19 protein-coding genes and 3 pseudogenes are annotated in these 26,967 nt (G+C 74.9%); 9 read left to right on the top strand and 13 right to left on the bottom strand.

What is annotated here, in order from left to right; genetic code table 11:
• Positions 1-39 precede the first annotated feature (39 nt).
• Entirely contained in the window at positions 40-1,578 is a 1,539-nt protein-coding gene (locus ABEB13_RS36225; protein ID WP_345709947.1) for an ATP-dependent DNA ligase, read from the top strand.
• A gap of 4 nt (positions 1,579-1,582) precedes the next feature.
• Here the strand turns inward: ABEB13_RS36225 and ABEB13_RS36220 are convergent, their stop codons facing one another.
• Positions 1,583-2,536 carry a pseudouridine synthase gene (locus ABEB13_RS36220; RefSeq protein ID WP_345708897.1) on the bottom strand — a complete coding sequence of 318 codons (954 nt, stop codon included), beginning with the start codon at positions 2,534-2,536 and terminating at the stop codon, positions 1,583-1,585.
• A gap of 183 nt (positions 2,537-2,719) precedes the next feature.
• Here ABEB13_RS36220 and ABEB13_RS36215 point away from each other — a divergent pair, with 183 nt between their 5' ends.
• The 3 genes from ABEB13_RS36215 to ABEB13_RS36205 all read left to right on the top strand — a co-directional run bounded on the left by ABEB13_RS36215 (position 2,720) and on the right by ABEB13_RS36205 (position 8,292).
• A complete protein-coding gene (locus tag ABEB13_RS36215) occupies positions 2,720-6,340 on the top strand; it encodes a SpoIIE family protein phosphatase (protein WP_345708896.1) in 3,621 nt (1,206 codons plus the stop codon).
• 130 nt (positions 6,341-6,470) lie between these two features.
• Positions 6,471-6,770 (top strand): hypothetical protein, encoded by a 300-nt coding sequence (locus tag ABEB13_RS36210; RefSeq protein WP_345708895.1) that lies wholly within the window; start codon positions 6,471-6,473, stop codon positions 6,768-6,770.
• Positions 6,771-6,891: 121 nt separating this feature from the next.
• Positions 6,892-8,292, top strand: a complete 1,401-nt coding sequence (locus ABEB13_RS36205) for an MFS transporter (RefSeq protein ID WP_345708894.1) — start codon at positions 6,892-6,894, stop codon at positions 8,290-8,292.
• A 17-nt stretch (positions 8,293-8,309) separates the two neighbouring features.
• Here the strand turns inward: ABEB13_RS36205 and ABEB13_RS36200 are convergent, their stop codons facing one another.
• The 5 genes and pseudogenes from ABEB13_RS36200 to ABEB13_RS36180 all read right to left on the bottom strand — a co-directional run bounded on the left by ABEB13_RS36200 (position 8,310) and on the right by ABEB13_RS36180 (position 13,993).
• Complete coding sequence (locus ABEB13_RS36200; RefSeq protein WP_345708893.1) at positions 8,310-9,077, bottom strand: 3-oxoacyl-ACP reductase; 768 nt, start codon at positions 9,075-9,077, stop codon at positions 8,310-8,312.
• Between the two features lie 5 nt (positions 9,078-9,082).
• The gene (locus tag ABEB13_RS36195) at positions 9,083-10,447 is read right to left on the bottom strand and encodes an aldehyde dehydrogenase family protein (RefSeq protein WP_345708892.1); all 1,365 of its coding nucleotides are present in this window, start codon (positions 10,445-10,447) and stop codon (positions 9,083-9,085) included.
• Positions 10,448-10,508: 61 nt separating this feature from the next.
• The gene (locus tag ABEB13_RS36190; protein WP_345708891.1) at positions 10,509-11,198 is read right to left on the bottom strand and encodes a gamma-glutamyl-gamma-aminobutyrate hydrolase family protein; all 690 of its coding nucleotides are present in this window, start codon (positions 11,196-11,198) and stop codon (positions 10,509-10,511) included.
• Positions 11,195-12,555 (bottom strand): annotated as a pseudogene (locus ABEB13_RS36185) (glutamine synthetase family protein). The gene ABEB13_RS36190 and the pseudogene ABEB13_RS36185 overlap by 4 nt, the downstream one beginning before the upstream one ends.
• Positions 12,552-13,993 (bottom strand): annotated as a pseudogene (locus tag ABEB13_RS36180) (amino acid permease). Before ABEB13_RS36180 ends, ABEB13_RS36185 begins: the two co-directional pseudogenes overlap by 4 nt.
• A 360-nt stretch (positions 13,994-14,353) precedes the next feature.
• Here ABEB13_RS36180 and ABEB13_RS36175 point away from each other — a divergent pair.
• The gene (locus tag ABEB13_RS36175; RefSeq protein WP_345708890.1) at positions 14,354-15,085 is read left to right on the top strand and encodes a FadR/GntR family transcriptional regulator; all 732 of its coding nucleotides are present in this window, start codon (positions 14,354-14,356) and stop codon (positions 15,083-15,085) included.
• Positions 15,086-15,101: 16 nt separating this feature from the next.
• On the opposite strand, the gene ABEB13_RS36170 is transcribed toward ABEB13_RS36175, so the two are convergent.
• The 4 genes and pseudogenes from ABEB13_RS36170 to ABEB13_RS36155 all read right to left on the bottom strand — a co-directional run bounded on the left by ABEB13_RS36170 (position 15,102) and on the right by ABEB13_RS36155 (position 19,684).
• On the bottom strand, positions 15,102-16,262 hold the full coding sequence (locus ABEB13_RS36170; RefSeq protein ID WP_345709946.1) for an acyl-CoA dehydrogenase family protein: 1,161 nt from the start codon (positions 16,260-16,262) through the stop codon (positions 15,102-15,104).
• Positions 16,263-16,270: 8 nt separating this feature from the next.
• A pseudogene (locus ABEB13_RS36165) lies at positions 16,271-17,364 on the bottom strand (CaiB/BaiF CoA transferase family protein).
• 197 nt (positions 17,365-17,561) lie between these two features.
• A complete protein-coding gene (locus ABEB13_RS36160; protein WP_345708889.1) occupies positions 17,562-19,112 on the bottom strand; it encodes a PucR family transcriptional regulator ligand-binding domain-containing protein in 1,551 nt (516 codons plus the stop codon).
• Between the two features lie 29 nt (positions 19,113-19,141).
• Entirely contained in the window at positions 19,142-19,684 is a 543-nt protein-coding gene (locus tag ABEB13_RS36155; RefSeq protein WP_345708888.1) for a YbaK/EbsC family protein, read from the bottom strand.
• Between the two features lie 157 nt (positions 19,685-19,841).
• Between ABEB13_RS36155 and ABEB13_RS36150 the strand changes: the two genes are divergently transcribed.
• The 4 genes from ABEB13_RS36150 (at position 19,842) to ABEB13_RS36135 (ending at position 24,032) form a co-directional block, all read left to right on the top strand.
• Positions 19,842-20,810 (top strand): Lrp/AsnC family transcriptional regulator, encoded by a 969-nt coding sequence (locus ABEB13_RS36150; RefSeq protein WP_345708887.1) that lies wholly within the window; start codon positions 19,842-19,844, stop codon positions 20,808-20,810.
• A gap of 239 nt (positions 20,811-21,049) precedes the next feature.
• Positions 21,050-22,177 carry an APC family permease gene (locus ABEB13_RS36145; RefSeq protein WP_345708886.1) on the top strand — a complete coding sequence of 376 codons (1,128 nt, stop codon included), beginning with the start codon at positions 21,050-21,052 and terminating at the stop codon, positions 22,175-22,177.
• Positions 22,174-22,389, top strand: a complete 216-nt coding sequence (locus tag ABEB13_RS36140) for a hypothetical protein (protein ID WP_345708885.1) — start codon at positions 22,174-22,176, stop codon at positions 22,387-22,389. Before ABEB13_RS36145 ends, ABEB13_RS36140 begins: the two co-directional genes overlap by 4 nt.
• Positions 22,386-24,032 carry an amidohydrolase gene (locus tag ABEB13_RS36135; RefSeq protein WP_345708884.1) on the top strand — a complete coding sequence of 549 codons (1,647 nt, stop codon included), beginning with the start codon at positions 22,386-22,388 and terminating at the stop codon, positions 24,030-24,032. Before ABEB13_RS36140 ends, ABEB13_RS36135 begins: the two co-directional genes overlap by 4 nt.
• Positions 24,033-24,160: 128 nt before the next feature.
• On the opposite strand, the gene ABEB13_RS36130 is transcribed toward ABEB13_RS36135, so the two are convergent.
• The 3 genes from ABEB13_RS36130 to ABEB13_RS36120 all read right to left on the bottom strand — a co-directional run bounded on the left by ABEB13_RS36130 (position 24,161) and on the right by ABEB13_RS36120 (position 26,448).
• Positions 24,161-24,556 carry a transglycosylase family protein gene (locus ABEB13_RS36130; RefSeq protein WP_345708883.1) on the bottom strand — a complete coding sequence of 132 codons (396 nt, stop codon included), beginning with the start codon at positions 24,554-24,556 and terminating at the stop codon, positions 24,161-24,163.
• Between the two features lie 400 nt (positions 24,557-24,956).
• The gene (locus tag ABEB13_RS36125) at positions 24,957-25,127 is read right to left on the bottom strand and encodes a hypothetical protein (RefSeq protein WP_345708882.1); all 171 of its coding nucleotides are present in this window, start codon (positions 25,125-25,127) and stop codon (positions 24,957-24,959) included.
• Positions 25,128-25,410: 283 nt separating this feature from the next.
• On the bottom strand, positions 25,411-26,448 hold the full coding sequence (locus ABEB13_RS36120) for a DUF6777 domain-containing protein (RefSeq protein ID WP_345708881.1): 1,038 nt from the start codon (positions 26,446-26,448) through the stop codon (positions 25,411-25,413).
• Positions 26,449-26,967: the final 519 nt, after the last annotated feature.

Here is a 26,967-nt window from a genome sequence, read left to right as displayed (position 1 = left end):
CAGGATGGTTCGGGGAACACCGTCTCGGGTCGGGAGTCGATCGTGCTGGAGAACGTCGCGCGGATGTCGCAGGCGGTGGCCGCCGAGTCCGGCCGGACGGCCAAGATCGGCCTGCTCGCCGCGGGTCTGCGGGAGCTCGGCCCGGACGAGGCGCCGGCCGCCGTGGCACTGCTGTCCGGCGAGTCCCGCCGGATGCGGATCGGCGTGGGGTACGCCGCGCTCCGCGAGCTGCCGCCGCCCGCGAGGGCCGCCGGACTCGGCGTCCGCGAGACCGAGGACCTGCTCGGCCGGATCGCCGCCGTGCACGGCCACGGCGCGCAGGCCGAGCGGCGCCGACTGCTCGACGACCTGTTCGGGCGCGCCACCGAACCCGAACAGCGGCTACTGCGCGGGGTGCTGGCCGGTGAGCTGCGGCAGGGCGCGCTCGACGGGGTGATGGCGGAGGCAGTGGCGAAGGCCGCCGGGGTGCCGGCGGCCGCCGTCCGGCGCGCCCTGATGTTCCGCGGCTCGGCGCGGGCGGTGGCGCAGGCCGCACTCACCGGCGGCGCCGCCGACCTCGCCGGGTTCGGGCTGGAGATCGGCCGACCGGTGCGGCCGATGCTCGCCGGCGCCGCCCCCGGGGTCGCCGAGGCGCTCGAGAAGGTCGCCCCGGCCGCCCTCGAATGGAAACTCGACGGCATCCGGATCCAGGTGCACCGGGACGGCGACGAGGTCGCCGTGTTCACCCGCAGCCTCGACGACATCACCGGCCGGGTGCCGGAGATCGTGGCGGCGGCGCGGGCGCTGCCCGTCCGCTCGGCGGTCCTGGACGGCGAGGCGATCGCCCTCGGCCCGGACGGCCGGCCCCGGCCCTTCCAGGTGACGGCCGCCCGCACCGCCTCCCGGCAGGACCCGGAGCGGCTGCGCGCCGAGGTGCCGCTGCACCCGTACTTCTTCGACCTGCTGCACCGCGACGGCACCGACCTGGTCGACGAGCCCGGCGAGCGGCGCTGGGCGGAGCTGGCCGGGGCGGTGGAGGGCGCGCTGCGGGTGCCGCGGACGGTGACCGCCGACCGGGCGACCGCCGAGGCGTTCCTCGCCGACGCGCTGGCGGCCGGCCACGAGGGGGTGCTGGTGAAGGACCCGGCGGCGCCGTACGCGGCCGGGCGGCGCGGCGCCGGCTGGACGAAGGTCAAACCGCACCACACCCTGGACCTGGTGGTGCTGGCCGCCGAGTGGGGCAGCGGGCGGCGGCGCGGATTCCTGTCCAACCTGCACCTGGGGGCGCGGTCGGGCGGCGAGGAGGGGCTGCCGGCGTGGGTGATGCTCGGCAAGACGTTCAAGGGCCTCACCGACGAGATGCTGGCCTGGCAGACCGCCGAGCTGCTCGCGCGGGAGACCGGGCGCGGCGCGTACGACGTGCAGGTGCGGCCCGAACTGGTGGTGGAGGTCGCCTTCGACGGGCTGCAGCGCAGCCCCCGCTACCCGGCCGGGCTGGCACTGCGGTTCGCCCGCGTCGTGCGCTACCGCACCGACAAGACGGCCGCCGAGGCGGACACGGTGGCCGCCGTCCGGGCCCTGGCCGGCGACGGCCTGTGACGCGCTACGGGCGGCCGGCCTCCCAGCCGGGCCGGTCCGCCCAGGCAGCGAGCCGGCGGCGGGTCTCGAAGCGCAGCGGCGACCCGGTCACCGGGTCCTCGAACTCCAGCACTGCGGCAAGGAGTTGCAGCGGCCGCCGGAAGTCGTCCGGGGCCGCTTCGGGCAGCACCGCGGGGTACAGCGGATCACCGAGGATCGGCAGGCCGAGCGCCGCCATGTGCACCCGCAGTTGATGGGTGCGGCCGGTGTGCGGGTGCAGCCGGTAGGACGCCAGATCGCCGCGCAGGCCGTCCAGCTCGATCCGGGTCTCGCTGTTGGGCTCGCCGGGTTCCTCCCGCGCGGCCAGCACACCGCGCTCCTTCACGATGCGGCTGCGCACGGTGCACGGCAGCTCCGGCGCCGGATCGCGGCCCGCCACCGCCAGGTACTCCTTGCGGACCGCGCGGCGTTCGAACATGCCCTGGTACGCGGCCCGGTGCTCGGATGCGACGACGAACAGCACCAGCCCCGCGGTCAGCCGGTCCAGGCGGTGCGCGGGGCTCAGCCGGGGCAGCTCCAGGTCGCGGCGCAGCCGCGCCAGCGCCGTCTCGCGCACGTGGACACCGCGCGGTGTGGTGGCCAGGAAGTGCGGCTTGTCGGCGACCACGATCCGCTCGTCCCGGTACAGCACGTCGATCCCGAACGGCACCGGCGTCTCCGGCTCCAACTCGCGGTGGAACCAGACGAACGCGCCCGGCCGGTACGGCGTTTCCGGGGCGAGCGGCCCGTCCACGGCCAGGAAGGCGCCGCCGCGCAGCATGGCGTCGACCCGCTCCGCGCCGATCGCCCGGCCGTACCGCTCCACCAGGTGGTCCCGGACGGTCGGCCAGGGGCCCTCGGCGGGCAGCCGCAGCCGCACCGCGTCGATGCCGTCCCGCTGCGGCAGCGGGCTGTCCGGAACACCCGACCTGCGTCTCACCGTCCGTAGCCTAGCCGCCCACCGCCGCTCCTCTGGGCGGCTCCGGGCCGCCATGGGAGGATGGCAGGGCGGAACGCCGACCTTCGGACGGTGCCTGTGGAGAGCTACGAGCGGGATGAAGAGCCGCCGGGCCGCGCGGATCCGGCGGCGGATCAGGGGAGCCGGGTACTCGACGGCCTCCTCATGGTGCCGATCGCCACGGCGCTGATCGCCGCGGACGGCCGCATCCTGCACTGGAGCCCGGACGCGGAGTCACTGCTCGGTTACAGCACCCGCGAGGCGGTCGGTGCGCGCGCCGCCAACCTGCTGATCACCGAGGACCAGCGGGACGACGTGATGGCGCTGTTCACGGACATCCTCAGCGGCCGGGCGTGGTCCGGCGTCTTCCCGGTCAAGCACCGCTCCGGCCACCACGTGAACCTGGAGTTCCGGACGCATCCGATCGCCGGGCCCGACGGCAGTCCGCTGGTGCTGGCGGTCGCCTCCGACGTGACGGTGCTGCGCCGGCTGCAGTCCGACCTCGCCGTCCTGGACGGCTTCTTCACCCAGTCGCCGGTGGGCATGGCGGTGTACGACGAGGACCTGCGCTTCGTCCGGCTGAACGACGCGCTGGCCCGGATCAACGGCATGCCGGTGGCCGAGCACCTCGGGCGGCGGATCACCGACGTCCTGCCCGGCATCAACGGCCGCGAGATCGAGGCCGTGATGCGCGCGGTGCTGGCCGGCGGCCCCGCGGTGGTCGACGCCCGCTCGCACGGCCGCACCCCGGGCGACCCCGGCCACGACCACGCCTGGTCCGCGTCCTACTTCCGGCTGCAGCACGAGGACGGCGAGGTGCTCGGCGTCAGCTCGACCATCGTGGACGTCACCGAGCGCTTCCGGGCGGAGCGGGCCGCCGCCACCGCCCAGGAGCGGCTGTCCGTGCTCGCCGACGCCACCGCCTCCATCGGCACCACGCTCGACCTGCGGCAGACCGCCAGCGAACTGGCCGAGGTGATCGTGCCGCGGCTGGCGGACGCGGTCGGCGTGTTCGCCCTCGAACACCTGGTGTCGGGCACCGAGCCGCCCGCCGAGAACGCCCCGCTGGAGGTCCGCCGGCTCGCGGTCGCCACCACCGATCCCGACCACCCGATCGGCCGGCTGCCCACCGAACGGGTCTACCGGATCCCGCGCGGCTCGGTCTACGAGCAGGCCCTGAGCACCGGCACGACCGTGGTCGCGCCCAACTGGGACCTGCCGCTGCTGGCCGACAAGGAGCTGACCGCGCAGGTCCGCGAATACCTCGACGACCGCCCGCGCCCCGTCCGGGTCACCCCGCTGGTGGCGCGCGGAACGGTGCTCGGCATGGTGGTCTACTCGCGCAAGGCCGACCGGGAGGGCTTCAGCGACGCCGACGGCACGCTCGGCGACGAACTCGCCTCCCGGGCCGCGGTCTCCATCGACAACGCCCGGCTCTACCTGCACCAGCGGCAGACCGCGCAGGCCCGCGAACAGGCCCTCACCGAGGCCCGTGCCGCGCAGGAGCGGCTCGCCCTGGTGAACGCCGCCTCGGCCCGGATCGGCACCACCCTCGACCTCGCCCAGACGGCCCGCGAACTCGCCGAGACCGCCAGCCCCCGGCTCGCCGACACGGTGATCGTCGAAGTCCTCGACCCGCTGGTGCGCGGCGCCGACAGCGCCCCGCAGGGCCGCGCCGACCGCTCGGCCGTGCTGCGCCGGATGGCCTTCCACACCGTGCCCGGCAGCGGCATGAGCCCGGTCGCCCCGGTCGACAGCGTGCACCGCTTCCACCCGTCCACGCCCTACGCCTGGGTGCTGGCCCACCGCCGGCCGGTGCTGCTGCCGCGGCTCGACGCCCGCGCGCTGAACTGGTTCAGCGACGACCCGCAGCGGGCCGCCGCCGTCCGGGAGCAGCACGTGCGCTCGGTGATGGTCGTGCCGCTGATCGCCCGCGGCGCAGCCGTCGGCGTCGCCGCCTTCTACCGCAGCATCACCGAGCGCCCGTACGACGAGGAGGACCTGCGGCTCGCCGGGGAGCTCGCGGCCCGGGCCGCCGTCTCCATCGACAACGCGCTGCTCTACACCCGCGAGCGGGACGCCGCCGAGCAGCGGCAGCGCGCCCTGGAGGCGGCCGGCGCCGCCCAGGCCCGGCTGGCGCTGCTCAACGAGGCATCCACCCGGATCGGCACCACGCTCGACCTGCAGCGCACCGCCGAGGAGCTGATCGAGGTCGTGATCCCGCGGTTCGCGGACTTCATCACCGTGGACCTGCTGGAGTCACTGCTGGAGGGCGACGAGCCGGAGCCGGTGCCGCGCGACGGCTCGGTGATGCTGCGGGCCGTCGCCGTGGGCGAGGTCGGCGACGACGGCACGATGGTGGGCGCCGCCGATCCGGTCGGCGGCAGCTCCCGCTCGGCGCAGCTGTACGCGCAGAGCCTGCGCACCGGCCGGTCGATCCTGGTGCCGCACGTCGACGAGGAGGCGCTGCGCCGGATCGTCGCCCACCCGGACCGGATCGCGCCCAGCCTGGAGGCCGGCGTCCACTCGTACCTGATGGTGCCGCTGCTGGCGCGGGGCACGGTGCTCGGCGGCATCGAGTTCGTCCGCACCCGCAATCCGGAGGCGTTCACGCACGCCGACGTGGCGCTGGCAGAGGAGCTGGCGGCGCGCGCCGCGGTCTGCATCGACAACGCGCGGATCTACCGGCGGGAGCGCGACACCGCGCTCACCCTGCAGCGCAGCCTGCTGCCGCAGGACGTGCACCGGACGCCCGGCCTGGAGATCGCCCACCGGTACCTGCCGAGCAGTGTGATCAGCGAGGTCGGCGGCGACTGGTTCGACGTCGTGCCGCTCAGCGGCGGCCGGGTGGCCCTGATCGTCGGCGACGTGATGGGGCACGGCATCCGCGCCGCGGCCACCATGGGCCAGTTGCGGACGGTGGCCCGGACGCTGATCACCCTGGACATGGACCCGGCCCGGGTGATGCGGCGGCTCGACGACGCGGCGGCCGAGATCGGCGAGAGCCAGTTCGCCACGTGCGTCTGCGTGCTGTTCGACCCGGCGGACCGCTCCTGCACCGCCGCCACCGCCGGCCACCTGCCACCGGTGATCGCCCTGCCCGACGGCAGCACCGAGCTGCTGGAGCTGCCGCCCGGGGCGCCGCTGGGCATCGGCGGGGTGCCGTTCGAGTCGGTGCGCTTCACGCTCGCCGAGGACGCCATCCTGGTGATGTACACCGACGGCCTGGTGGAGCGGCGCGACCGGGATCTCGACGAGGGCATCGACCTGCTGCGCCACACGGTCGCCACCCGGCGCGACTCGCTGGAGAAGACCTGCGACGCGGTGCTCTCCGCGCTCGGGGCCTCCGCCGGGCAGGACGACATCGCGGTGATCCTGGCGCACGCCCGGCCGGTCGGCGGCGACCGCCTCGCCACCCTGACACTGGAGGGGGACAAGGCGATGGTCCGGCACGCCCGCCGGTTCACCCGTCGCACCCTCACCGCGTGGGGGCTGGCCGGCGCCGCCGACCTGGTCGAGCTGCTGACCAGCGAACTGATCACCAACGCCCTGGTGCACGCCGGTGCGCCGGTGCGGCTGCGGCTATTCCGCAACCAGCTGCTCACGGTCGAGGTCTCCGACCGGGACAGCCGTGAGCCGCGGCTGCGCCGGGCCCACACCGAGGACGAGGGCGGCCGGGGCATGCACCTGGTCAACGAGCTGGCGCACCGCTGGGGCGTGCGCACCACCGGCGACGGCAAGGTGGTCTGGTTCGAGCTGGAGCTGCCGCCCGGCTCCGCGCACTGACGGCCCCACCGGGCTGCGCCACGCGGGTGACTGCGGCGGCACGGTCGGGTGAGCCGCCGTGTCGGTTCGTATGCGGCCGCGCCCCGGGCCGCAGGATCGGTGCCGTCCGGCTCACCGACCAGGAGGACCCATGCGTTCCAGCCTTGCCAGGACCACCACCGCCGTGCTCGTCGCCGGCCTCGCGCTGTTCGGCGCCGCGGGCACCGCGTCCGCGCACATGATGCACCCGCACTCGCTGGCGGTCGGCGGCGACGTCGCCTCGGACGACAGCTCGGCGCTGGCGGTCGGCGGCGACGCGGAGTCGATCGTCGAGCACGCCCTGGCGGTGGGCGGCGACGCGTCCTCCACGGACGGCCCGGCGTTCGCGGTCGGCGGCGACGCCGACGGCGAGGGCTTCTCCGGTGCGGTCGGTGGCGACGCCACCTCCTGACGGGGGATCACCGCGACGGCCGGGCGGCGCTCCACGGGGAGTGCCGCCCGGCCGTCCGGCGTCCGCCGGGCACGGACGGCCCGGCGCGTGGCGGGCAGGGCGGGGCGGCCGGAGGGAGCGGGTGACGGTGGGCCACCGGGAGCGGACGGTACGGGCGGGCGCGTTCGCGGCGGTGTCGGTGGCGCTGTTCTGCATCCAGGTGGACTTCTTCGCGCTGAACCTCGCCATCCCGGGCATCGCCGCCGAACTGCGGGTGACCGCCGCGGCGGCGCAGTGGACGCTGTCGGCCTACATGCTGGCGATCGGCTGCCTCTTCATCGTGGGCGGCCGGCTCGGCGACCTCTTCGGGCGCCGGCCGGTGCTGCTGTGCGGCCTCGGCCTGTTCGCCGCCGCCTCGGCGGGCTGCGCGGCGGCGCCCGGTCTGGGCGCGCTGGTCGCCTGCCGGATCGTCCAGGGGGTCGGGGCCGCCCTGGTGTTCCCGACCTCGGTGTCGGTGATCAGCAACACCTTCCCGGACGCGACCCGGTCCCGAGCGCTGGGCGCCGCGTTCGGCGTGGCCAACCTCGGGACGGCGCTGGGCCCGTTCGTCGGCGGCGGGCTGACCGACGGTCCGGGCTGGCGGTGGATCTTCTGGCTGCTGGCGCCGCTCAGCGGAGCCGCCCTGCTGACCGCCGCCGTCTTCGTCCCCGACTCGCGGGACGAGTCCGCGCCCCGGCAGATCGACCTGCCCGGGTGCGCCGCCGTGGTGGGCTGCCTGGCCGCGCTCACCCTGGCCGTCGAGCGGGGCAGTGCCTGGGGCTGGGGCAGCGCCCGCACCCTGGTGCTGCTCGGGGCCTCGGTCGGCTGCGGGGTGCTGTTCGTCCGGCATGAACGCCGCGTCCCGCACCCGCTGGTGGACTTCCGGCTCTTCCGCAACCTCTCGTTCGACCTGGTCACCGCCATGGGCTCGGTGTGCAACATGGGCTACGGCGTGACGGTGTTCCTCGCGACGCTGTCCCTGCAGGAGGTCCGCGGCCTGTCCGCGCTGGCCGCGGGGGCGGTGTTCCTCGCGCCGGCCCTGGTGGTGGCCCTGACCGGCCCGCTCGGCGGACGGCTGGCGACCCGGATGCGGCCGACCGCGGTGATGGCGGCGGCCGGCGTGGTCGCCGGCACCGGGATGGTCGCCCTGGCCGCGGTGGAGTCCTGGTGGCTGTACGTCCCGGTGTTCGCCTGGTGCGGCCTGGGGCTCGGACTCGGCTGGACGTTCTCCAGCGTCGCCACCCAGCAGGTCGTGTCGCCCGCACGGGCGGGCGAGGCCTCCGGGGTGGTGCTCACCTGCCTGGTGACGCTGGGCGCCGTCGCGCTGGCCGCGGCCGCCTCCGCGATCACCGCCCTGACGCCCCGGCACAGCCCGCAGGACGCGTACGACACGGTGCTGCGCACCGGCGGCGCCGTCATCCTCGCCGCCGCGCTGGTGGTGGCCGTCGTCCACCGGCGGCTGGTCTCGCTCGGGGTGCTGCCCCCGGCCCGCGGACGGGGCTGAGCCGGGGGCGGCACGCGTCAGTTCGGCGTGACGTACGCCCCGGAGATGCCGCCGTCCACCAGGAAGGTGTTGGCGGTCATGAACGAGGAGTCGTCGCTGGCGAGGAAGGCGACCGCGGCCGCGATCTCCTCCGGCTCGGCGAACCGGCCGAGCGGGATGTGCACCAGCCGGCGGGCCGCCCGCTCCGGGTCCTTGGCGAACAGCTCCTGCAGGAGCGGGGTGTTCACCGGCCCGGGGCAGAGCGCGTTGATCCGGATGCCCTCGCGGGCGAACTGCACGCCGAGCTCCCGCGACATCGCGAGCACGCCGCCCTTGGAGGCGCTGTAGGAGATCTGCGAGGTCGCCGCGCCCATCACCGCCACGAAGGACGCGGTGTTGATGATCGAGCCCTTGCCCTGGCGCTGCATGTGCGGGATGGCGTACTTGCAGCACAGGTAGACGCTGGTGAGGTTGACCTCCTGGACGCGCCGCCAGGCGTCCAGGCCGGTGGTGAGGATGGAGTCGTCGTCCGGCGGGGAGATGCCCGCGTTGTTGAACGCGATGTCGAGCCGGCCATAGGTGTCGACGGCCTGCTGGAAGAGCTCCCGCACCGCGTCCTCGTCGGTGACGTCGACGCGCACGAACAGGCCGCCCACCTCGTTGGCGGCCTTGCTGCCGGCCTCCTCGTCGATGTCGGCACAGACCACCTTGGCGCCCTCCTCGGCGAACCGCCGTGCGGTCGCCAGGCCGATGCCGCTGCCCGCGCCGGTGATGACCGCCACCCGGCCGTCCAGTCGCTTGGTCATGCTGGTCACTCCTCCGTGGAGATGAAGACGTTCTTGGTTTCGGTGAAGGCGTTGAGGGCGTCCGGGCCGAGTTCGCGGCCCAGGCCGGACTGCTTGAACCCGCCGAACGGGGTCGAATAGCGCACCGAGGAGTGCGAGTTGACGGAGAGGTTGCCGGCCTCCACGCCGCGGGCCACCCGCAGGGCACGGCCGATGTCCCGCGTCCAGATCGAACCGGACAGGCCGTAGTCGGTGGCGTTGGCGATCCGCAGCGCGTCCTGCTCGCCGCGGAACGGGACGACCGCGACCACCGGGCCGAAGATCTCGTCGGTGAACGCCCGGTCGTCGTGCCGGACGGGGGCGAGCACGGTCGGCGGGTACCAGAAGCCGGGCCCCTCGGGGGCGCTGCCGCGGAACGCCGCCCCGGTGACGTAGGAGGCGACCCGCTCGCGGTGGGCGGCCGAGATCAGCGGCCCCATCTCGGTCTTCTCGTCCGCCGGGTCGCCGACCCGGACGGCGCGGACGGCCGGTTCCAGCAGCGCCATGAAGTCGTCGAAGGCGGACTCCTCGACCAGGATCCGGGAGCGCGCGCAGCAGTCCTGGCCGGCGTTGTCGAAGACCGCGTAGGGCGCCGTGGCGGCGGCCCTGCCGAGGTCGGCGTCGGCGAAGACGATGTTGGCGCTCTTGCCGCCGAGTTCGAGGGTGACCGGCTTCACCTGGGCCGCGCAGCCCGCCATGATCTCCTTGCCGACCCGGGTGGAGCCGGTGAAGACCACCTTGCGCACCGCGGGGTGGGTGACGAACCGCCCGCCCACCACCGGGCCGCGGCCCGGCAGGATCTGCAGGACGCCCTCGGGCAGCCCGGCCCGCAGGGCGAGTTCACCGAGCCGCAGCGCGGTGAGCGGGGTGAGTTCGGCGGGCTTGAGGACGACGGTGTTGCCGGCCGCGAGCGCCGGGGCGAAGCCCCAGGCGGCGATCGGCATCGGGAAGTTCCACGGGACGATGATCCCGACGACGCCGAGCGGCTCCTGGAAGGTGACGTCGATGCCGCCGGCCACCGGGATCTGCCGGCCGAACAGCCGCTCCGGGGCGGCCGCGTAGTACTCGACGACGTCGCGGGCGTTGCCCGCCTCCCAGCGGGCGTTGCCGATCGTGTGGCCGGCGTTGGCGACCTCCAGCGCGGCCAGGTGCTCGCGGTCGGCGTCGATCGCGGCGGCGAACGCGCGCAGCAGCCGGGCCCGGTCGGCGGGGGCGACCTTCCGCCAGTCCTCGAAGGCGGCCTGCGCCCGGGCGATCGCGGCATCGGTCTCGGCCTGGCCGGCCATCTCGACGGTGTCGATCACCTCCTCGGTGGCGGGGTTGACCACCTCGTAGCGGTCGGGGTCGGTCACGGGTGTCCTCGTTTCGGGTGGGAAGCCGTGGGCGGGGGCGGGCGGTGGCGAACGGCGGCCGTCAGCGGGCGGCGGCCGCCGTCAGGGCCTCGAACAGGCGGAGGTCGTCGGGATCGGTCTCGGGGTGCCACTGGACGCCCAGCACGAAGCGGCGGTCCGGCAGTTCGAGCGCCTCGACGGTCTCATCGGCGGCCCAGGCGACGGCCTGCAGACCCGTGCCCAGCCGGTCGGCGGCCTGGTGGTGGTAGCAGGACACCTTGGCCGCCCGGCCGAGGACGGCCCCGAGCAGGCTGTCCGGCCGGACGTGGACGGCCTGCCGGACGAACCGGGCGGGCGGGTTCTGGTGGCTCCCGTCCGGCAGGTGCTGGATCAGGGTGCCACCGAGCGCGACGTTGAGCAGCTGCATCCCGCGGCAGACACCGAGCACCGGCAGGTCGCGCCGCAGCGCGCCCGCCAGCAGCTCGAACTCCCGTTCGTCCCTGGCTCGGTGGGGCGGGCCGGTGCGCGGGTCCGGGGTCGCGCCGTAGCGCGCCGGGTCGAGGTCGGAGCCGCCGGCCAGCACCAGGCCGTCGAGGGCGTCCAGCAGTCGGTCCACGCCGCCGGGCCGGGGCGGCAGCAGGACGGGAGTGCCGCCGGCCCGGGAGACCGCGTCGACGTAGGTCTGCGGGACGAGCGCGGCGCTCTGCCGCCAGACGCCCCAGGCGGCCTCGTCGAGGTAGCTGGTGATGCCGACCAGCGGGCCGCCGGTCACAGCCGCTCGAATCCGCGGCGCCGCTCCCAGTCGGTCACCGCCCGGTCGTAGGCGGCGAGTTCGACCCGACCGGCGTGGCCGTAGTGCCGGACGACATCCTTGCCGAACGCCTCCGTGGCGGCGGCGCTGCGCTCGAAGGCGTCCACCGCGTCACGGAGCGTCGCGGGCACCCGCGGCGCGTCGGAGGCGTACGCGTTGCCGGTGAACTCCGGTTCGAGTTCGAGCCGGTGCTCGACCCCGTGCAGGCCCGCCGCGATCAGGGCGGCGGTCGCGAGGTAGGGGTTGACGTCACCGCCGGGCACCCGGTTCTCGAACCGCAGCGAGGGGCCGTGGCCGACCACCCGCAGGGCGCACGTCCGGTTGTCGCGGCCCCAGGCGATCGCGGTGGGTGCGAAGCTGCCCGGTACGTAGCGCTTGTAGGAGTTGACGGTGGGGGCGAGCAGCAGGGAGAACTCGGCGAGGCAGGCGAGCTGGCCGGCCAGGAAGTGCTCCATGGTGCGGGAGAAGCCGTGCGGCCGGTCGCCGGCCATCACCGGGGCGCCGTCGGCGTCGCGCAGGCTGAGGTGGATGTGGCAGGAGTTGCCCTCGCGCTCGTCGTACTTGGCCATGAATGTGAGGCTGCAGCCCTGCTGGGCGGCGATCTCCTTGGCGCCGGTCTTGTAGACGGCGTGGTTGTCGCAGGTGGTGAGGGCCTCGGCGTACTTGAAGGCGATCTCGTGCTGGCCGAGGTTGCACTCGCCCTTGGCGGACTCGACGGTGAGGCCCGCGCCGGTCATCTCGTTGCGCAGCCGGCGCAGCAGCGGTTCGACCCGCGAGGTGCCGAGGATGGAGTAGTCGACGTTGTACTGGTTGGCCGGGGTGAGGCCGTGGTAGGCGCGTTCCCAGGCCTGTTCGTAGGTGTCCTGGAAGACGATGAACTCGAGTTCGGTGCCGACCTGGGCCTGCCAGCCGTAGCCGGCCAGGCGCTCCAGCTGGCGGCGGAGGATCTGCCGGGGCGAGACGGTGACGGGGCGGCCGTCGTGGTGCAGGACGTCGCACTGGACCATCGCGGTGGCCGGGTGCCAGGGGACGCGGCGCAGGGTGGTGAGGTCGGGGGCCAGGACGAGGTCGCCGTAGCCGTTCTCCCAGGAGGAGATCTCGTAGCCGTCCACGGTGTTCATGTCGGTGTCGACGGCGAGCAGGTAGCCGCAGCCCTCGGCGGAGCCGGGACGACGTCGTCGAGGAAGTAGCGGGCGGCGAGGCGCTTGCCCTGGAGCCTGCCCTGCATGTCGGTGAGGGCGAGCACGACGGTGTCGATCTCGCCGCCGTCCACCAGGGCGTGCAGTCCGTCGAGGGTGAGCCGGGGTGCGGCGGTCATCGGATCTCCAGTTCGGCTTCCGGTGCGGCGAGCTCGTCCGGTGTGGCGCGGACGTTGGGTCCGGTGAACCAGTGCCGGGCGGAGGCCAGCCACCACAGGCCGGCGAAGCCGAGGACGACGCCGACCGCGACGGGTGTGTAGTTGAAGCTGACGGCGGTGACGGGGCTGACGGTGGGCAGCATGAACAGCACGGTGATCACGGCTGTCCAGCCGACCGCGACGATCCCGATGATCCTGCTCCACCGGCCCAGATGCCAGGGGCCGCGCTGGAAGGCGTCACCCTGGCGCAGTCGGAGGAATGTCGGGATGACGTACGAGATGTACAGGCCGATCACCGAGATCGAGGTGACCGCGGTGTAGGCGGTCGAGTTCCACAGCGCGGGCAGGCCGAGCAGCAGGGCGCCGCCGGCGGCCAGCCAGACCGCGTTGGTGGGGGTGTGGGTGCGCGGCGAGATGCGGTGCCACAGCTGCGAGCCGGGCAGTGCGCCGTCCCGCGAGAAGGCGTAGATCATCCGGGAGTTGGCGGTGACGGAGGCCATGCCGCAGAAGAACTGGGCGCCGATCACGATGAGCAGCAGCAGCTTGGCGCCGGTCGGCCCGATCGCGTCGATGAAGATCTGCGCGGGCGGGACGGCGGTGGAGCTGGCCAGCGCGCCGTCGTAGTCCCGGATGGCGAAGGTGATGCCGAGCAGCAGGATCCAGCCGGCCACCAGCGAGACGGTGATCGCGTTGACGATGCCGCGCGGGCCGGAGCGGTCGGCGCCGTGGGTCTCCTCGGTCATGTGGGCGGAGGCGTCGTAGCCGGTCAGGGTGTACTGGGCGAGCAGCAGGCCCAGCATGGCGACGTAGAACTGGTTGTGGAAGCCGGTCTTGTTGACGAACTCGGTGAAGACGAAGGACGCCGAGGCGTGCCGGTCGGGCAGCAGGGCGAGCGCGCCGACGATGACGGCGACGCCGACCAGGTGCCACCAGACGGAGACGTTGTTGAGGACGGCGACCAGCCGGACGCCGCGGGTGTTGAGCAGGCCGTGCAGGAGCAGGATGACGGCGAAGATGGCGACCGTGTGCAGGGGGTGGCGGTGAAGCCGAACTGGAGGTCGAGGAAGGCGTTGGCGAAGAACGCGGCGCCGTAGTCGACGCCCGCGGTCACCGCGACCTGCCCGAGGAAGTTGAACCAGCCGGTGAACCAGCTCCACGCCGCCGGGCGGGACTTGGCGAGCATGGCCGACCAGTAGTAGAGGCCGCCGGCGGTGGGGTAGCTGGAGCAGATCTCGGCCATCGCGAGGCCGACGCAGAGGGTGAGGGCGCCGACCAGTGGCCAGCCCCAGATGATCATCGCGGGGCCGCCGGCGGTCATGCCGGTGCCGTAGAGGGTCAGACAGCCGGAGAGGATCGAGACGATCGAGAAGGAGACGGCGAAGTTGGAGAAGCCCGACATCGACCGGGCGAGTTCCTGGGTGTAGCCGAGTTCGCGCAGCCGCTGTTCGTCGGCGGAAACCGGCGGGGTGTCCGCCGGAAACACCGGGGCGGCAGGCTGGCCGCCGACCGTCACCGGGTCTGTGGGCTGATCGGAGGAGGGTTCAGCAGGCATGGGTACCCCCGGGGGTCGAGGCGGTACTACCGACAAGCGCACGCACGGCGTCGTGGGTGCACTCCCGCCCAATGGACCGAAACCAGACCATTGAGGTGGTGCGCAGCATCGTTCACCGCGGATCGGGGTCGCGTCAAGAGGGCGCCGCGCCGGTGCGGGGGCCGGGCGCACTGCGGCGGGCCGGTCGTGCACGGGTACGATGCCGCCGTGGACGAGGCACCGATCGACTGGCAGGCCGGGGCGATCTTCCGACCCGTCCGGACGGGCAACGCCTTCGAGGAGACCGTGGAACGGCTGCTCCAGGCGATCAAGCTCGGCGTCTTCGGGTTCGGCGACCGGCTGCCCGCCGAACGCGATCTGGCGGCCCGGCTCGGTGTCAGCCGGGAGACCCTGCGCGAGGCGATCCGCTCGCTCCAGCAGGCCGGCTGCGTGGAGTCGCGGCGCGGCCGCTACGGCGGCACGTTCATCACCTACCGGATGCCGCCGCCGGACGTCGGCGAGCTCCGGCGGGCCGCCCTTGACCTCGGCGAGGAGCTCCAGGACGCGCTGACCTACCGGCTGGTGCTGGAGACCGGCGCCGCCGAGACCGCCGCGCGGCGGCCGCTGACCGACGACCAGCGGGCGTACCTCCAGCAGCGGCTGACCGACCTGGAGGGCGCCGGGGCGGAGCGGTACCGCCAGCTCGACTCCCGCTTCCACCTGGCGATCGCCGAACTCACCGGGTCGCGGTCGCTGGCCACCAGCATCGCCGAGGCCCGGATGCGCCTCAACGACCTGCTCAACGCGATCCCCATGCTGGAGCGGAACATCGAGCACGCCGCCGACCAGCACCGCGCCATGGTCCGGGCGATCCTCGCCGGGGACGGCGAAGGCGCGCGGCGCGCGACCGAGGAGCACCTGGGTGCCACGGCCGCGTTGCTGCGCGCCTTCCTGGGGTGACCCGCGGGGCCCGCCGTCAGCGGTAGGCCGGGATGCCGGTGAGCGCCTGGCCGACGACCAGGGTGTGGATCTCGGCGGTGCCCTCGTAGGTGAGCACCGACTCGAGGTTGTTGGCGTGCCGCAGCGGCGAGTACTCCAGCGAGATGCCGTTGGCGCCGAGCACGGTGCGGCACTCGCGGGCGATCGCCAGTGCCTCCCGGACGTTGTTGAGCTTGCCCGCACTGATCTGCTCGGGGCGGATCCGGCCCTGCTCCTTGAGCCGGCCCAGGTGGATCGCCAGCAGCGCGGCGTTGTTCAGCGCGAGCGCCATGTCGGCGAACTTCCGCTGGGTGAGCTGGAATCCGCTGATCGGCCGGTCGAATTGGATCCGCGCGTCACCGTAGGCGAGCGCGGTCTGCAGGCAGTCGCGGGCGGCGCCGACCGCGCCGAACAGGATGCCGAAGCGGGCCTCGTTCAGACAGGACAGCGGCGCGCCGAGGCCGCGGGCGTGCGGCAGCCGGGCGGACGCCGGCAGCCGGACACCGTCCAGGATCAACTCGGCGGTGGTGGAGGCCCGCAGGGACAGCTTGCGGGTGATCTCCTGGGTGCGGAAGCCCGGCGTGCCGCGCGGCACCAGGAACCCGCGGATGCCGTCCTCGGTGGCCGCCCAGACGGTGGCGACGTCCGCGATCGCACCGTTGGTGATCCACATCTTGGTGCCGTCGAGGATCCAGTCCTCCCCGTCGCGGACGGCGCGGGTCCGCATGCCGGCCGGGTCCGAGCCGAAGTCCGGCTCGGTCAGACCGAAGCAGCCGATCGCCTCGCCGGCGGCCAGCCGCGGCAGCCACTCCTGCTTCTGCTCCTCGGAGCCGTAGCGGTGGATGGAGTACATCGACAGCGATCCCTGCACCGAGACGAAGCTGCGGAAGCCCGAGTCGGCCGCCTCCAGCTCCAGACAGGCGAGCCCGTAGGAGACCGCGTCCGTCCCGGCGCAGCCGTACCCCTCCAGGTGCATGCCGAGCACCCCGAGCTTGCCCAGTTCGGGGGCGATCTCGCGCGGGAAGTGCGCGTTCTCGTACCACTCGGGCAGGGCGGGGCGGACGCGGTCCGCGAGGAACCGCGCCACGGTGGACTGGATGGCGCGCTCCTCCTCGCCCAGCAGGGAGGGGATGTCCAGCAGGTCCAGCGGGTCCTTCATCGGGCCGGTCACAGGGGGTCTCCGTTCACGTCGTCGTGGAGGGGATGGCGAGGGGTGTCGAGCCAGGCGGTGAGTTCGTCGGTGTGCTCGCCGAGCCGGGGCGGGGCGAGCCGGTAGCCGGGCGGGGTGCGGGAGAGCCCGATCGGGTTGGCCACCAGGCCGTCGGCGGTGCGCGGGGCGAGGCCGAGCCGGTCGGCGAGGGCGAACGCGCCGGCCAGGTCGTTGACCGGCCCGCACGGCACGCCGAGCGGTGTGAGCTCCTCGAACCAGGCCGCGGCCGTCCGCCGCCCGATCGGCGGGCCGAGCAGCGCGGCCAGTTCGTCGACGTGGGCGACCCGGTCGGCGTTGGCGGCGAACCGGGGGTCGTACGCGAGGTCGGGCACGCCGACGCCGCGGCAGAGCGCGCCGAACTGGCGGTCGTTGCCGACCGCGATCACCAGCGGCCGGTCGGCGGCCCGGAACACCTCGTAGGGCGCGATGGAGGGATGCCGGTTGCCGAGGATCCCGGGCACGGCGCCCGCCAGGGTGTAGCCGGACGACTGGTTGACCAGGCTGGAGAGCAGGGTCGAGAGCAGGTTGACCTCGACCTGCTGGCCCTCGCCGGTGGCGTCGCGTTCGCGCAGGGCCGCGAGGATGCCGACCGCGGCGTGCAGCCCGGTCAGCACGTCGACCAGGGCCGCCCCGGCCTTCACCGGCTCGCCCGGACCGGGCCCGGTGACGCTCATCAGGCCGCCGACGGCCTGGACGAGCAGGTCGTAGCCGGGCAGGGCGGCGCCCTCCCCGTGCCGAACCCGCTGACCGAGCAGTAGACCAGCGCCGGGTTCCCGGAGCGGAGGTCCGCGTACCCGAGCCCGTGGCGGGCCATTGTGCCGGGCCGGAAGTTCTCGACGAGGACGTCGGCGCGCAGGGCGAGCTCGCGGGCCCGCCGACGGTCCGCGGCGTCCCGGAGGTCCAGCGTCAGCGAGCGCTTGTTGCGGTTGACGGAGAGGTAGTACGTGGCCTGCCCGTCCGCGGCGTACGGCGGCCCCCAGGCCCGGGTGTCGTCACCGCCGTCCGGGTGCTCGACCTTCACCACGTCCGCGCCGAGGTCGGCCAGCAGCATGGTCGCGTACGGCGCGGCCAGTACCCGGCCGAAGTCCGCGACCAGGACGCCGGCCAGCGGCCCCCGTCGATCGTCCGTTCCCGTGCCCACCCGCAACTCCTTCGTTCGGTGTGCGGCTCATTGTGGTCGGGCCGACCGCCCCGGTCAGGGGACGAAGTGGCGTGTCGGGGCGGGCCGTGACTGGACGATCCGTCCGGTCACGGTCCGGTGGCGCCCGGCGGCCAGACCGTGAGGGCCATCAGCAGTTCGGCCCGGACGTGGGCGGAGTCCAGGTCGGTGCCGAGCACGGCGCGGGCGCGGTCGATCCTGGTCCGCAGGGTGTGCCTGTGGACACCCAGCGAGGCGGCCGCCGCCTCCCACTGGCCGTGGTGCTCCAGGAAGGCCCGCAGCGAGGGCAGGAGTTCCGTCCCGTGCGCGGCGTCGTGGGCGGCGAGCGGGCCGATCCGGGCGCGGGCGAGGGCGAGCAGGACGGCCCGGGTCTCGGGGGCGGCGGTCAGCGCGCTGCCGGCCAGCGACTCGTGGCGGACGAGCCCGCCGTCGCCCGCGGCGGCCACCGCGCTGCGGGCCTCCTGCCAGGCCGTCCGCACGCCCTCCGGGCCGTGGGGGCCGCTGAGGCCGGCCCGCGCGCCGCCGGCCAGGGCCCGCACCCGCTCCGCCCCGGCCTCTCCCGCCGCTTCGCCGCCGGGCAGCAGCAGGACGGCGAGCCCGTCGCGGACGGCCCCGAACCGCGGCAGCCCGGCCGCCTCCGCGCGGGCCCCCGCGGCGGCGAGGACGGTGTGCGGATCGCCGCCGGGACCCGGCGCGAGCGCGAGCAGCCGCAGACCGGGCCCGGCCGGCAGACCGGCCTCGGCGAGCAGGTCCGCGGCCGCGGGCAGGTCGGTGTCCAGCAGCAGGCCGAGCAGCAGCCCGTTCAGCCGGTGCCGCTCGGCGCGCAGCCGCGGGGTCTTCTCGGCGTCGAGGGCGAGCAGGGAGGCGGCGTGCCCGAGCAGCAGGTGGTCGGTGGCCGACAACGGGCGTTCGACCAGCAGGACGAGCCTGCCGTGGCTGCGGCGGCCGACCTGCACGGGCTGCGCGGCCGCCGTGCCGTGCGGCCCGGAGTGCACCGCGCTCTGCGCCGCGTGGCCCGCCGGGAGGTCGGCACCGGCCGCCCGGCCGGCGGCCGCCGTGGGGTAGGCGGTGCGCAGGGCGCCGTCCGGCCCGAACAGCAGCACGCTGCCGCCGGCCGCGACGGCGAGCTCGCGGACGACGGCGGACGGCCCGCCCCGCAGCACCGCCCTGGTCATCCGCGGCTGGCTGCGCGCGGCGCGGACGGCGTCCTCGTACCGGAGTTCGGCGAGGCGCTCCATGAGCGCGCGGGTGACCGCGACGAACGGCGTCGGCAGCGGCACCTCGACCAGCGGCAGGCCGGCCGCCTCGGCGGCCTGCACGAGCGCGGGAGGCACCGGGTCGTACGTCAGGCCGGTGCCGAACCCGAGCGCGGCGACGCCGGCCCCGACCAGCCCGGCGACGTACCGCCGCTGCGCCGCCGGATCGGCCGGCAGCCGCAGGCCGGTGGTCAGAAGCAGCTCGCCGCCGGCCAGCCAGGGCCCGGGGTCGGCGAGTTCGATGCTGTGTGCCCAGGTCGCGGGCGTGTCCAGGCCGGCGGCGCCGGCCAGCACGGTCAGCCCGAGGTCGCGGCGGCCGACCAGCCAGCGGACCGGCACACCGTCCATCGTCGTCTCCCGCAGCTCGACCCACCGGACGGCCACGCTATCCGACCACGGCACATCGGCGCAGGTCAGACGGATGGGCGCGACCGCAAGGCGGCGGGGTCAGGCGCCGGGCGCCGGGGTCGAGAGGTCCTCCACCACCACGGCGCCGGACAGGTGGGCGAGCAGCGCCGCGGGGTGATCAGCACCTTGCCGCCGCGGTCGCCGCCGCCCAGCACGATCTCCTCCCGCTCCGTCACCGGCGCGTCCAGGTAGACCGGCAGACCGGGCGGCAGCCCGACCGGGGTGACGCCGCCGACCTGCATGCCGGTCAGCCCGACCGTCTCCTCGGGCCCGGCGAAGGAGACCCGGCGGGCGCCGAGGAGCCTGCGCACGGCCCGGTTCACGTCCAGCCGCCGGGTCGCCTGGACGAGGCACGCCGCGTACCGGCGCGGTTCGGTCTTGGCCACCACCAGGATGCAGTTGACCGAGTCCTCCAGCGCGTAGCCGTAGTGCGCGCAGAATTCGGCGGTGTCCGCGTAGGCCGGGTCGATGTCCAGCCAGCGGTACGGCACGCCCTCGGCGTCGAGCCGGCCGCGGACGGACCCTGCGATGCTCCGTGTGCTCTCCACGGGGCCGGAAACTACCAGAGCGCGGCAGGCCCGGCCCTCCGACCCGGCCGCCGCCCGGGCCGGGCCGGGCCGGTCTCCGCGTACGCTCGGCCGGGGCGACCGCCCGCGACGGACAACCGCGGGACGCCGAAGGGCACCGCGGGACATCGGAGGAAGGGTGGGAGCCGTGCTGGACGGCCTGGACGCCGCGCTGGTCCGCGAGCTTCAGCGGGACGGCCGGGTCAGCTATCAGCGGCTCGCCGAGCTGCTCGGGGTCTCCCGGGAAGCGGCCAGGGCCCGGGTGCACCGGCTGACCTCCTCCGGCGCCGTCCGGGTGGTGGGTATCGTCCGGCCCTCGGTGGTGGGCATCGCGGCGATCGCCCACGTCTCTCTGGCCGTCGAGGGGCCGGCCCGGCCGGCGGCGGTGGCCGCGGCGGCCCGGCCGGCCACCTCGTTCGTGTCCTGCACCGCGGGCGGCGGCGCGGTGATCGCCGAAGTCCGGGTGGCCGACGACGCCGCACTGGAGGGCGAGTTCACCGAGTTGCGGGAGATCCCCGGGGTGCGCGGGATCGAGGTGTTCCGCTGCACCGAGCTGCTGCAGGACGCCTACTCGCCGCCGCCCGGGGAGCCCGGGGAGCCCGGGGAGGCCGGGGAGCCGGACGCGCCGGCCGCGGCGCCGCCCGGCGCGGGTGACACCCCGGCGGCCGTGGACGGGACGGACCGGATCCTGCTCGGGCTGCTCCAGGTCGACGGGCGGGCCTCGTTCGCGGCCCTCGCCCAGCGGGTCGGGCTCTCGCAGCCGGCCACCCGGGCCCGGGTGCTGCGGCTGCTGCAGTCCGGGGCGGTGCACGTGACCGGCCTGGTGGATTCGCGGGCGCTCGGCGTGCGGGAGGCCATCGGAGTGGGGCTCGGGGTACGCGGCAGCGCCCGGGCGGCCGCCGGCCGGGCGGTCGGCCTGCCCGGGGTCAACTACGTCGCCGCCGGGCACGGCCGCTTCGACGTGGTGTGCGGCGTGGACGCCGCCGACCGGTCGGCCCTGCTGGCCACCCTCGACGCCCTCCGGGCCCTGCCGGACGTGGTGCGGGCGGAGGCCTGGTACCACCTCGACATCGTCAAGGAGACCTACAGCTACGATCTCCCGGCCTGACCGGCGGATCACTTGCCCTCCGGCCTGCCCGCCTAAGAATCGCAGGAATTCCGGAAAATCACCTGCGTAAATACGTCCGGAATCCATTGACGCCATGATTTCGCCTGGCTTTGAATGACCGGCGACCCCCTCTCCCTCACCACGCCGGGAATCCCGATGACCAGATCCCCCAGCCGGACGTCGCGGCGCTCCCGCGCTCGCTCGGCGTCTTCGGCGGCGTCCTGCTGACGCTGTCGTGCGTGACCCCGGCCTCGTCGCTGTTCATCGTTGTGCCGCCGCTGCTCCAGAGCCAGGGCAGCGGCACGGTGGCCACCCTGCTCATCGCCGCCCTGCTCTCGCTGGGCGTCGGGTTCTGCTACGCCGAGCTCGGCACCCTCGTCCCCAGTGCCGGCGGCGAGTACTCCATCGTCGGACAGCTGCTCGGCCGGCTCGCCGGCTGGCTGGTGTTCGTGATCTCGGTGGTGTCGCTGCTGGTGATCCCGCCGATCATCGCCCTCGGCACCGCCGGCTACCTGTCCTCGGTCGTCTCGGTCGACCCGGCGGTGGCCGGGGCCGCGGTGATGGCCCTCGCCGTCGCCGTCGGCGTGCTCGACATCAAGTCCAACGCGCTGATCACCGGCCTGTTCCTCGGCATCGAGGTGCTGGCGGCGGCCGTCGTCAGCGTGCTCGGCCTCACCCACGTGCGGCAGCCGCTCGGCAGCCTGGTGCACGCCGTCGTCCCCGACGGCCACGGCGGCACGTCACCGTTCACCGCGGGCCTGCTGGTCTCCGGGCTGGCCGTCGCCCTGTTCACCTACAACGGCTTCGGGACGGCGGTCTACCTCTCGGAGGACCTGCGCGACCCGCGCCGCACGGTGGCCCGCACCGTGCTGTGGTCGCTGCTCGCCGGCGTGGTGCTGATCACCGTGCCGGTCGCGGCGATCTGCCTGGGCGTGGACTCCCCCGACATGCTCGCCACCGGCGACCTGGTCGCGGTCGTCGACTCGTGGGCCGGCAGCACCGTGGGCACGTTCGTCAGCCTCTGCATCGCCGCCGCCATCCTCAACGCGGTGATCGTCATGGTCCTGCAGAACGGGCGCGTGCTCTACGCCTCCGCCCGGGACCGCACCTGGCCCGACCCGGTCAACCGGCTGCTCGGCTCGCTGCACCCCGCTGGGGCTCGCCCTGGGCCGCCACCCTGGCCATCGGCCTGCCCGGCATCGTCCTCGCGCTCGCCGTACCGATCGACGCCCTGCTCGGCTTCACCGGCGTCGTGGTCGCCGTCATCTACCTGCTGCTCGGCTGCGCCGCGCTCACCGCCCGCCGCGGCCGGCGCCGCCGGACACCCGCCTGGCGGATGCCGCTCTGGCCGGCCGTCCCGATCGTGACCATCGCGGCGCTCGGCTACTCGCTCACCCAGCAGACCGCCCGGGACCTGCTCATCACCGCCGCCGTCCTGCTCGCCGGGATCGGCTACTGGTTCGCCTACCTGCGCCCGCGCAGCGCCACCCACTGGGTGCTCAGCCTGCCGGCGGACGTCCAGGAGGCCGACAACGACGACGCCGCCACCGCGGCGCCCCTGAACGGAGCCCGGCTGTGAACCGTCCCGCCGACCTCGTCCTGCACAACGCCCACGTCCACACCGTCGACGACGACCGGCCGCGCGCCGAGGCCGTCGCCGTCCGCGACGGCCGGATCGCCTGGGTCGGCGACGGCGACGCGTGGCGCGGCCTCGCGGGGCCGGACACCGAGGTGGTGGACGCCCGCGGACGCCTCGTGCTGCCCGGCTTCGTCGACAGCCACAACCACGTCCGGCTGGGCTCCGACGCCGACTGCGTGCAGCTCGCCGGCGCCGGCGACCTCGCCGAGATCGGCGCACGGATCGCCGCACGGCGCCGCAGCCACCCCGAGGCCGACTGGATCGAGGGCGAGGCCTTCGACTACTCGGCGATCCCCGGCGGCCGGATGCCGACCGCCGCCGACCTCGACCCGTACACCGGCGACCACCCCGCCCTGGTGCTCAGCTACGACGTGCACACGGCCTGGCTGAACACCGCCGCACTGCGCCGCCTCGGCATCGACCGGGACACCGTGCAGACGCCGTACGGCACCGTGCGGAAGGACCCGGCCACCGGTGAGCCGACCGGCTTCCTCACCGACTTCGCGGTGCGCGGGCTGTCCCGGGACGGCCACCGGGCGCTGCGGGCGGCCGGCGTGCCGTGGGCCCATCCCGACCGGCAGTACCGGCGGCTCGTGGGCAGCCTGGACATGGCCGCGCGGTACGGGATCACCACCGTCGTCGAACCGCAGAACTCGCTGGACGACCTCGCCCTGTTCGAGCGCGCGCTCGCCGAGGGCCGGCTCCGCTCACGGCTGGTGGCCGGGCTGTTCCACCCGCGCGGCACCACCGCGGCGGACCTGGCCGAGTTCGCCGAGGCTGCCCGCCGCCACCGGTCCGACCGGTTCCGGGTCGGACCGCTGAAGCTGTACATCGACGACGTGGTGGAGCCGCACACGGCCGCGCTCCTGGAGCCGTACGCGGGTCACCACAGCCACCGCGGCGAGACCTTCTACCCGCCGGAGGAGTTCGCGCAGGTACTGGCGGGGCTGGACGCGGCGGGTTTCCAGGCCTTCGTGCACGCGACCGGCGACCGGGGCATCCGCACCGTCCTGGATGCGGTGGCGCACGCCCGGGCGGTCAACGGCCCGCGCGACGCCCGCCACCAGGTGGTGCACGTGGAGTGCCTGGACCCGGCCGACGTACCGCGGTTCGCCGAGCTCGGTGTGGTCGCCTGCATGCAGCCGCGGCACTGCTCGCCGGACATCGCCGGGCCCGGGCGGGACTGGGCCGAGGCCGTCGGCGAGCACCGCTGGTCCAAGGCCTGGCCGATGCGAAGCCTCCACCGCTCCGGCGCGACGCTGGCGCTCTCCAGCGACTGGAACGTGGCGGAGATGGACCCGTTGGTAGGGCTGTACACCGCGGTCACCCGGCAGGGCCTGGCCGGCGGCGAGCCCTGGATGCCCGAGGAGACCCTCGACCTGGCGACGGCGCTCCGCGGCTACACGCTGGGCAGTGCGTACGCCAACCACCTGGAGGGTGAGCTGGGCAGCCTCACGCCCGGCAAGCTGGCCGACCTGGTGATGCTCTCCGACGACCTGTTCGCGCTGGAGCCGAAGGCGTTCCTGGACGCCCGGGTGGAGCTCGGCGTGGTGGGTGGCGAGATCGTCCACCGGGCGGGCTGAGCGGCACCGCCCGCGCGCGACGCCGCCGGCCCGCACCCCCTGGTGGGGGCGCGGGCCGGCGGCGTGACACCTGCCGTGGGCCGGGTGGGCCGGGCCGGTGGTGCTGTGGTGTTGTGGGGTGGTGCGGGTCAGCGGGTGAGGCCGGCCTTGACGGAGCAGACGGGCCAGGCGCCGGGGCCCTGGGCGGCGAGGACCTTCTCGGCGACGGCGATCTGCTGGGCCTTGGTGGCCTGGTGGGCGTTGGCGGCGTAGGCGTGGCCGCCGAAGGCGCCCCAGGTCTTGGCGGTGAACTGCAGGCCGCCGTAGAAGCCGTTGCCGGAGTTGACGGCCCAGTTGCCGGTGGACTCGCACTGGGCGACCTTGTCCCAAGTGGAGACCGGGGCGGCGGAGGCCGTGGTGGCCGTGACGAGGCCGGCCACCGGGAGGACGGCCAGCGCGCCGCCCATCAGTGCCATCCGGACGCGCTTGCTGCGCTTGGTCGGGGTGGCGGTGGTGGCAGCGGTGGTCTCGTTACGGAAGGTCATGCGGTTCCTCTCGGAGGGGGCAAAGGGGGCGGCCGGAACCAAGCCCTGCCGGGCTCGGGATTTCCGGACCTCACCGCGGGGACGGGCACGATCTGCGTACCGGGGGCTCCCGGGAGCCGTGCTCGCCGCGGTGATTTCGAAGCTACGGGCGCCTCCGGCCGGATTCAAGGAATCCGGGAGAAGTCCCAGGCCAGGGCCTTGATACCGGCGGTAAGCGGCGCGCCCGACCCCCGGAATCAAGGGCCCGGCCGCCACCCGGCCGGCCTGTCGGCGGGGCGGATGTGGCGCCGGTCACCGCACAGCGGCGGTGATCCGGGCCACATTCTCCACGCACGGTCACGGCCGCCCGGCGCAGCGTCGGCCACGACCGGGCCCGCGGACGCGCTCCGGATGGCCCAGGTCACATGCTCCCGGCGGCGGGCTCCGCGCCGCGCTCCGCGGAGTCGGCGGGCCATCGCGGCGGCACCAGGGCCCGGGCCGCGCCGACCACGAAGGCGGCGGTCACCGCCACCGAGGGTGTGCCGCCGGGCGCGAGCCCCTGCCGGGCCCGCACCGCGAGCGCCGGGACCACCCTCGCCGGCCGGAGCGCGGTCGAGCGGGCACAGCGCGGCCATGAGTAGGGCGAGGAGGGCGAGGAGGGCCGGGCGCAGCGCCCACCGGGCGGCGGAGCCGACGGCGGGCTCGGGTGCGAGGCGGGGAAGGTGGAGCAGCGCGGCGGCCGGGCAGGACGGGGGCCATGTGCCCGAGGCAGAGAGTCCGCTGCCGGCGGGGCGGTCCGGGCCTGGCGGGTCACGGCCAGGTCGCCCGTCCGGTCGCCTGCGGCGCGCAGCGGGGCGCGCCGCAGGCGGTCCGGATCAGGACGGCGGCGAGGCCGGCCCCGCGGAACTGCCGGGGGCGGGCGACAGCTCGGCGGCCGAGGAGCCGCCGGCCGGGCCCAGACTCTTCGGGGAGGCCGGTCCGGAGCTCGGGCCGGACGACGGGCCCGAGGAGGGACCCGAGGACGGGCCGGACGACGGACCCGAGGACGGACCCGAGGAGGGACCCGAGGACGGACCGGACGAAGGGCCGGACGACGGGCCGGACGACGGGCCGGAGGACGGGCCGGAGGACGGGCCCGAGGAGGGGCCGGACGACGGACCGGAGGCGGATGCCGACGCCGAGGTGTCGTTGTTCCCCGTGCCGCCGTTGGGACGTCCGAAGGCCTTGCCGCTGTGCGGGTCCACCAGGACCACGGTCTTCATCGCGGTGGGCGCCGGAGTCACCGTGACCACGTTCTGCTGGTTGAAGGAGCTCCAGGACTGCCCGGTGAAGTGCGAGGGCGCACCGGTGTTCACCGGCGGCAGCAGCGGGTTGCCGCAGGCGCACCGGACGCGCGGGACACCCTGCGGGTCGATCAGCACCGCCGTGCCGGTCTGCAGGACCGACTGGAAGGCGGTGGCCTGCCCGTTCTCGAAGCCATGGTTGGTGACCCGGGTGTCGGCGCGGAGCAGGACGGGCGTGAGGGTGTGCAGGTAGCCGTCGATGGCGTTGGGGGCGATGCCCTCCACACCCGCCCAGGCGCGGCCCTTGTCCGGGTTGGCCGCCAGGAAGCTGCTCAGCTTGGGAACGTCGCAGCTGGCGATGTTCTTGGTGCCGCCGTAGAGGCCGGGGTCGCCGCCGCTGTGGGTGCCCCCGGCGGGCGCCGCGGCCGCGGTCGCGCCGGAGGACGGGGTGGCGGTCCCGGAGGCGGGCTGCTCGGCGACCGAGCCGGTGAACGGGGCGGGCCCGGTCGAGCCGGCCGGCTGGAGGGCCACGTCCTGCGCGGCCGCAGCCGTGCCGCCGGAGCCGCTGCTGCTCAGCACCAGCCCCAGCACGATCCCGACCACCGCGACGCCGCCGACCAGCGCGATCATCCTCGGCCTGCGCCACCACGGCAGGTGCGGACGTCCGCCGCCACCGCCTCCGCCGCCACCGGTCACCACGGTGCGCGGGCCGGACGGCGGGGGCCGGGCGGCACCGCGCCGCCGCCGCCCGCCGGGTGCGAGGTGGGCCCGGACGGCGGACCGGACGGCTGACCGCCGGGAACGACGGTCTCCGCTCCGGACTGCGAGCCCGAGGGACGGCCTCCCGAGGGCGGCGGACCGGACCCTGGACCGGAGAGCGGACCGGACGGCGGACCGACCGGTTCCTCGGGCGGCGGACCGGATGGCTGACCGGATGTCGGCGGTTGCGGACTCACGGAGTTTCCTCCCGTACCTGGGGACCCCCGCTGCTCATTCTCCGTCGCCCGCCCACGGCCCGCTCCCGCACGCCCGGACGGGCCGGGCCGAACGGGGGTGAGCGCTCGCCGTTCCCGCCGGGCTGCCCGAAGCTGGGAGGGTGCCGCGGGGGCCGAGTGGTCATGGCCGGTCGATCGTGTCGGATCGGCCGGC

Source organism: Kitasatospora paranensis, assembly GCF_039544005.1.
Taxonomy (GTDB): Bacteria; Actinomycetota; Actinomycetes; order Streptomycetales; family Streptomycetaceae; genus Kitasatospora; species Kitasatospora paranensis.
The sequence above is the reverse complement of the archived record's forward strand: the minus strand, read 5'-3'. Positions and strand labels throughout refer to the sequence as shown.

Coding starts and splice junctions, on each gene's coding strand:
- ABEB13_RS36215 (WP_345708896.1), top strand. CDS start 2,720: ATGGTGCCGATCGCCACGGCGCTGATCGCCGCGGACGGCCGCATCCTG.
- ABEB13_RS36210 (WP_345708895.1), top strand. CDS start 6,471: ATGCGTTCCAGCCTTGCCAGGACCACCACCGCCGTGCTCGTCGCCGGC.
- ABEB13_RS36200 (WP_345708893.1), bottom strand. CDS start 9,077: ATGACCAAGCGACTGGACGGCCGGGTGGCGGTCATCACCGGCGCGGGC.
- ABEB13_RS36170 (WP_345709946.1), bottom strand. CDS start 16,262: ATGAAGGACCCGCTGGACCTGCTGGACATCCCCTCCCTGCTGGGCGAG.
- ABEB13_RS36130 (WP_345708883.1), bottom strand. CDS start 24,556: ATGACCTTCCGTAACGAGACCACCGCTGCCACCACCGCCACCCCGACC.
- ABEB13_RS36120 (WP_345708881.1), bottom strand. CDS start 26,448: ATGATCGCGCTGGTCGGCGGCGTCGCGGTGGTCGGGATCGTGCTGGGG.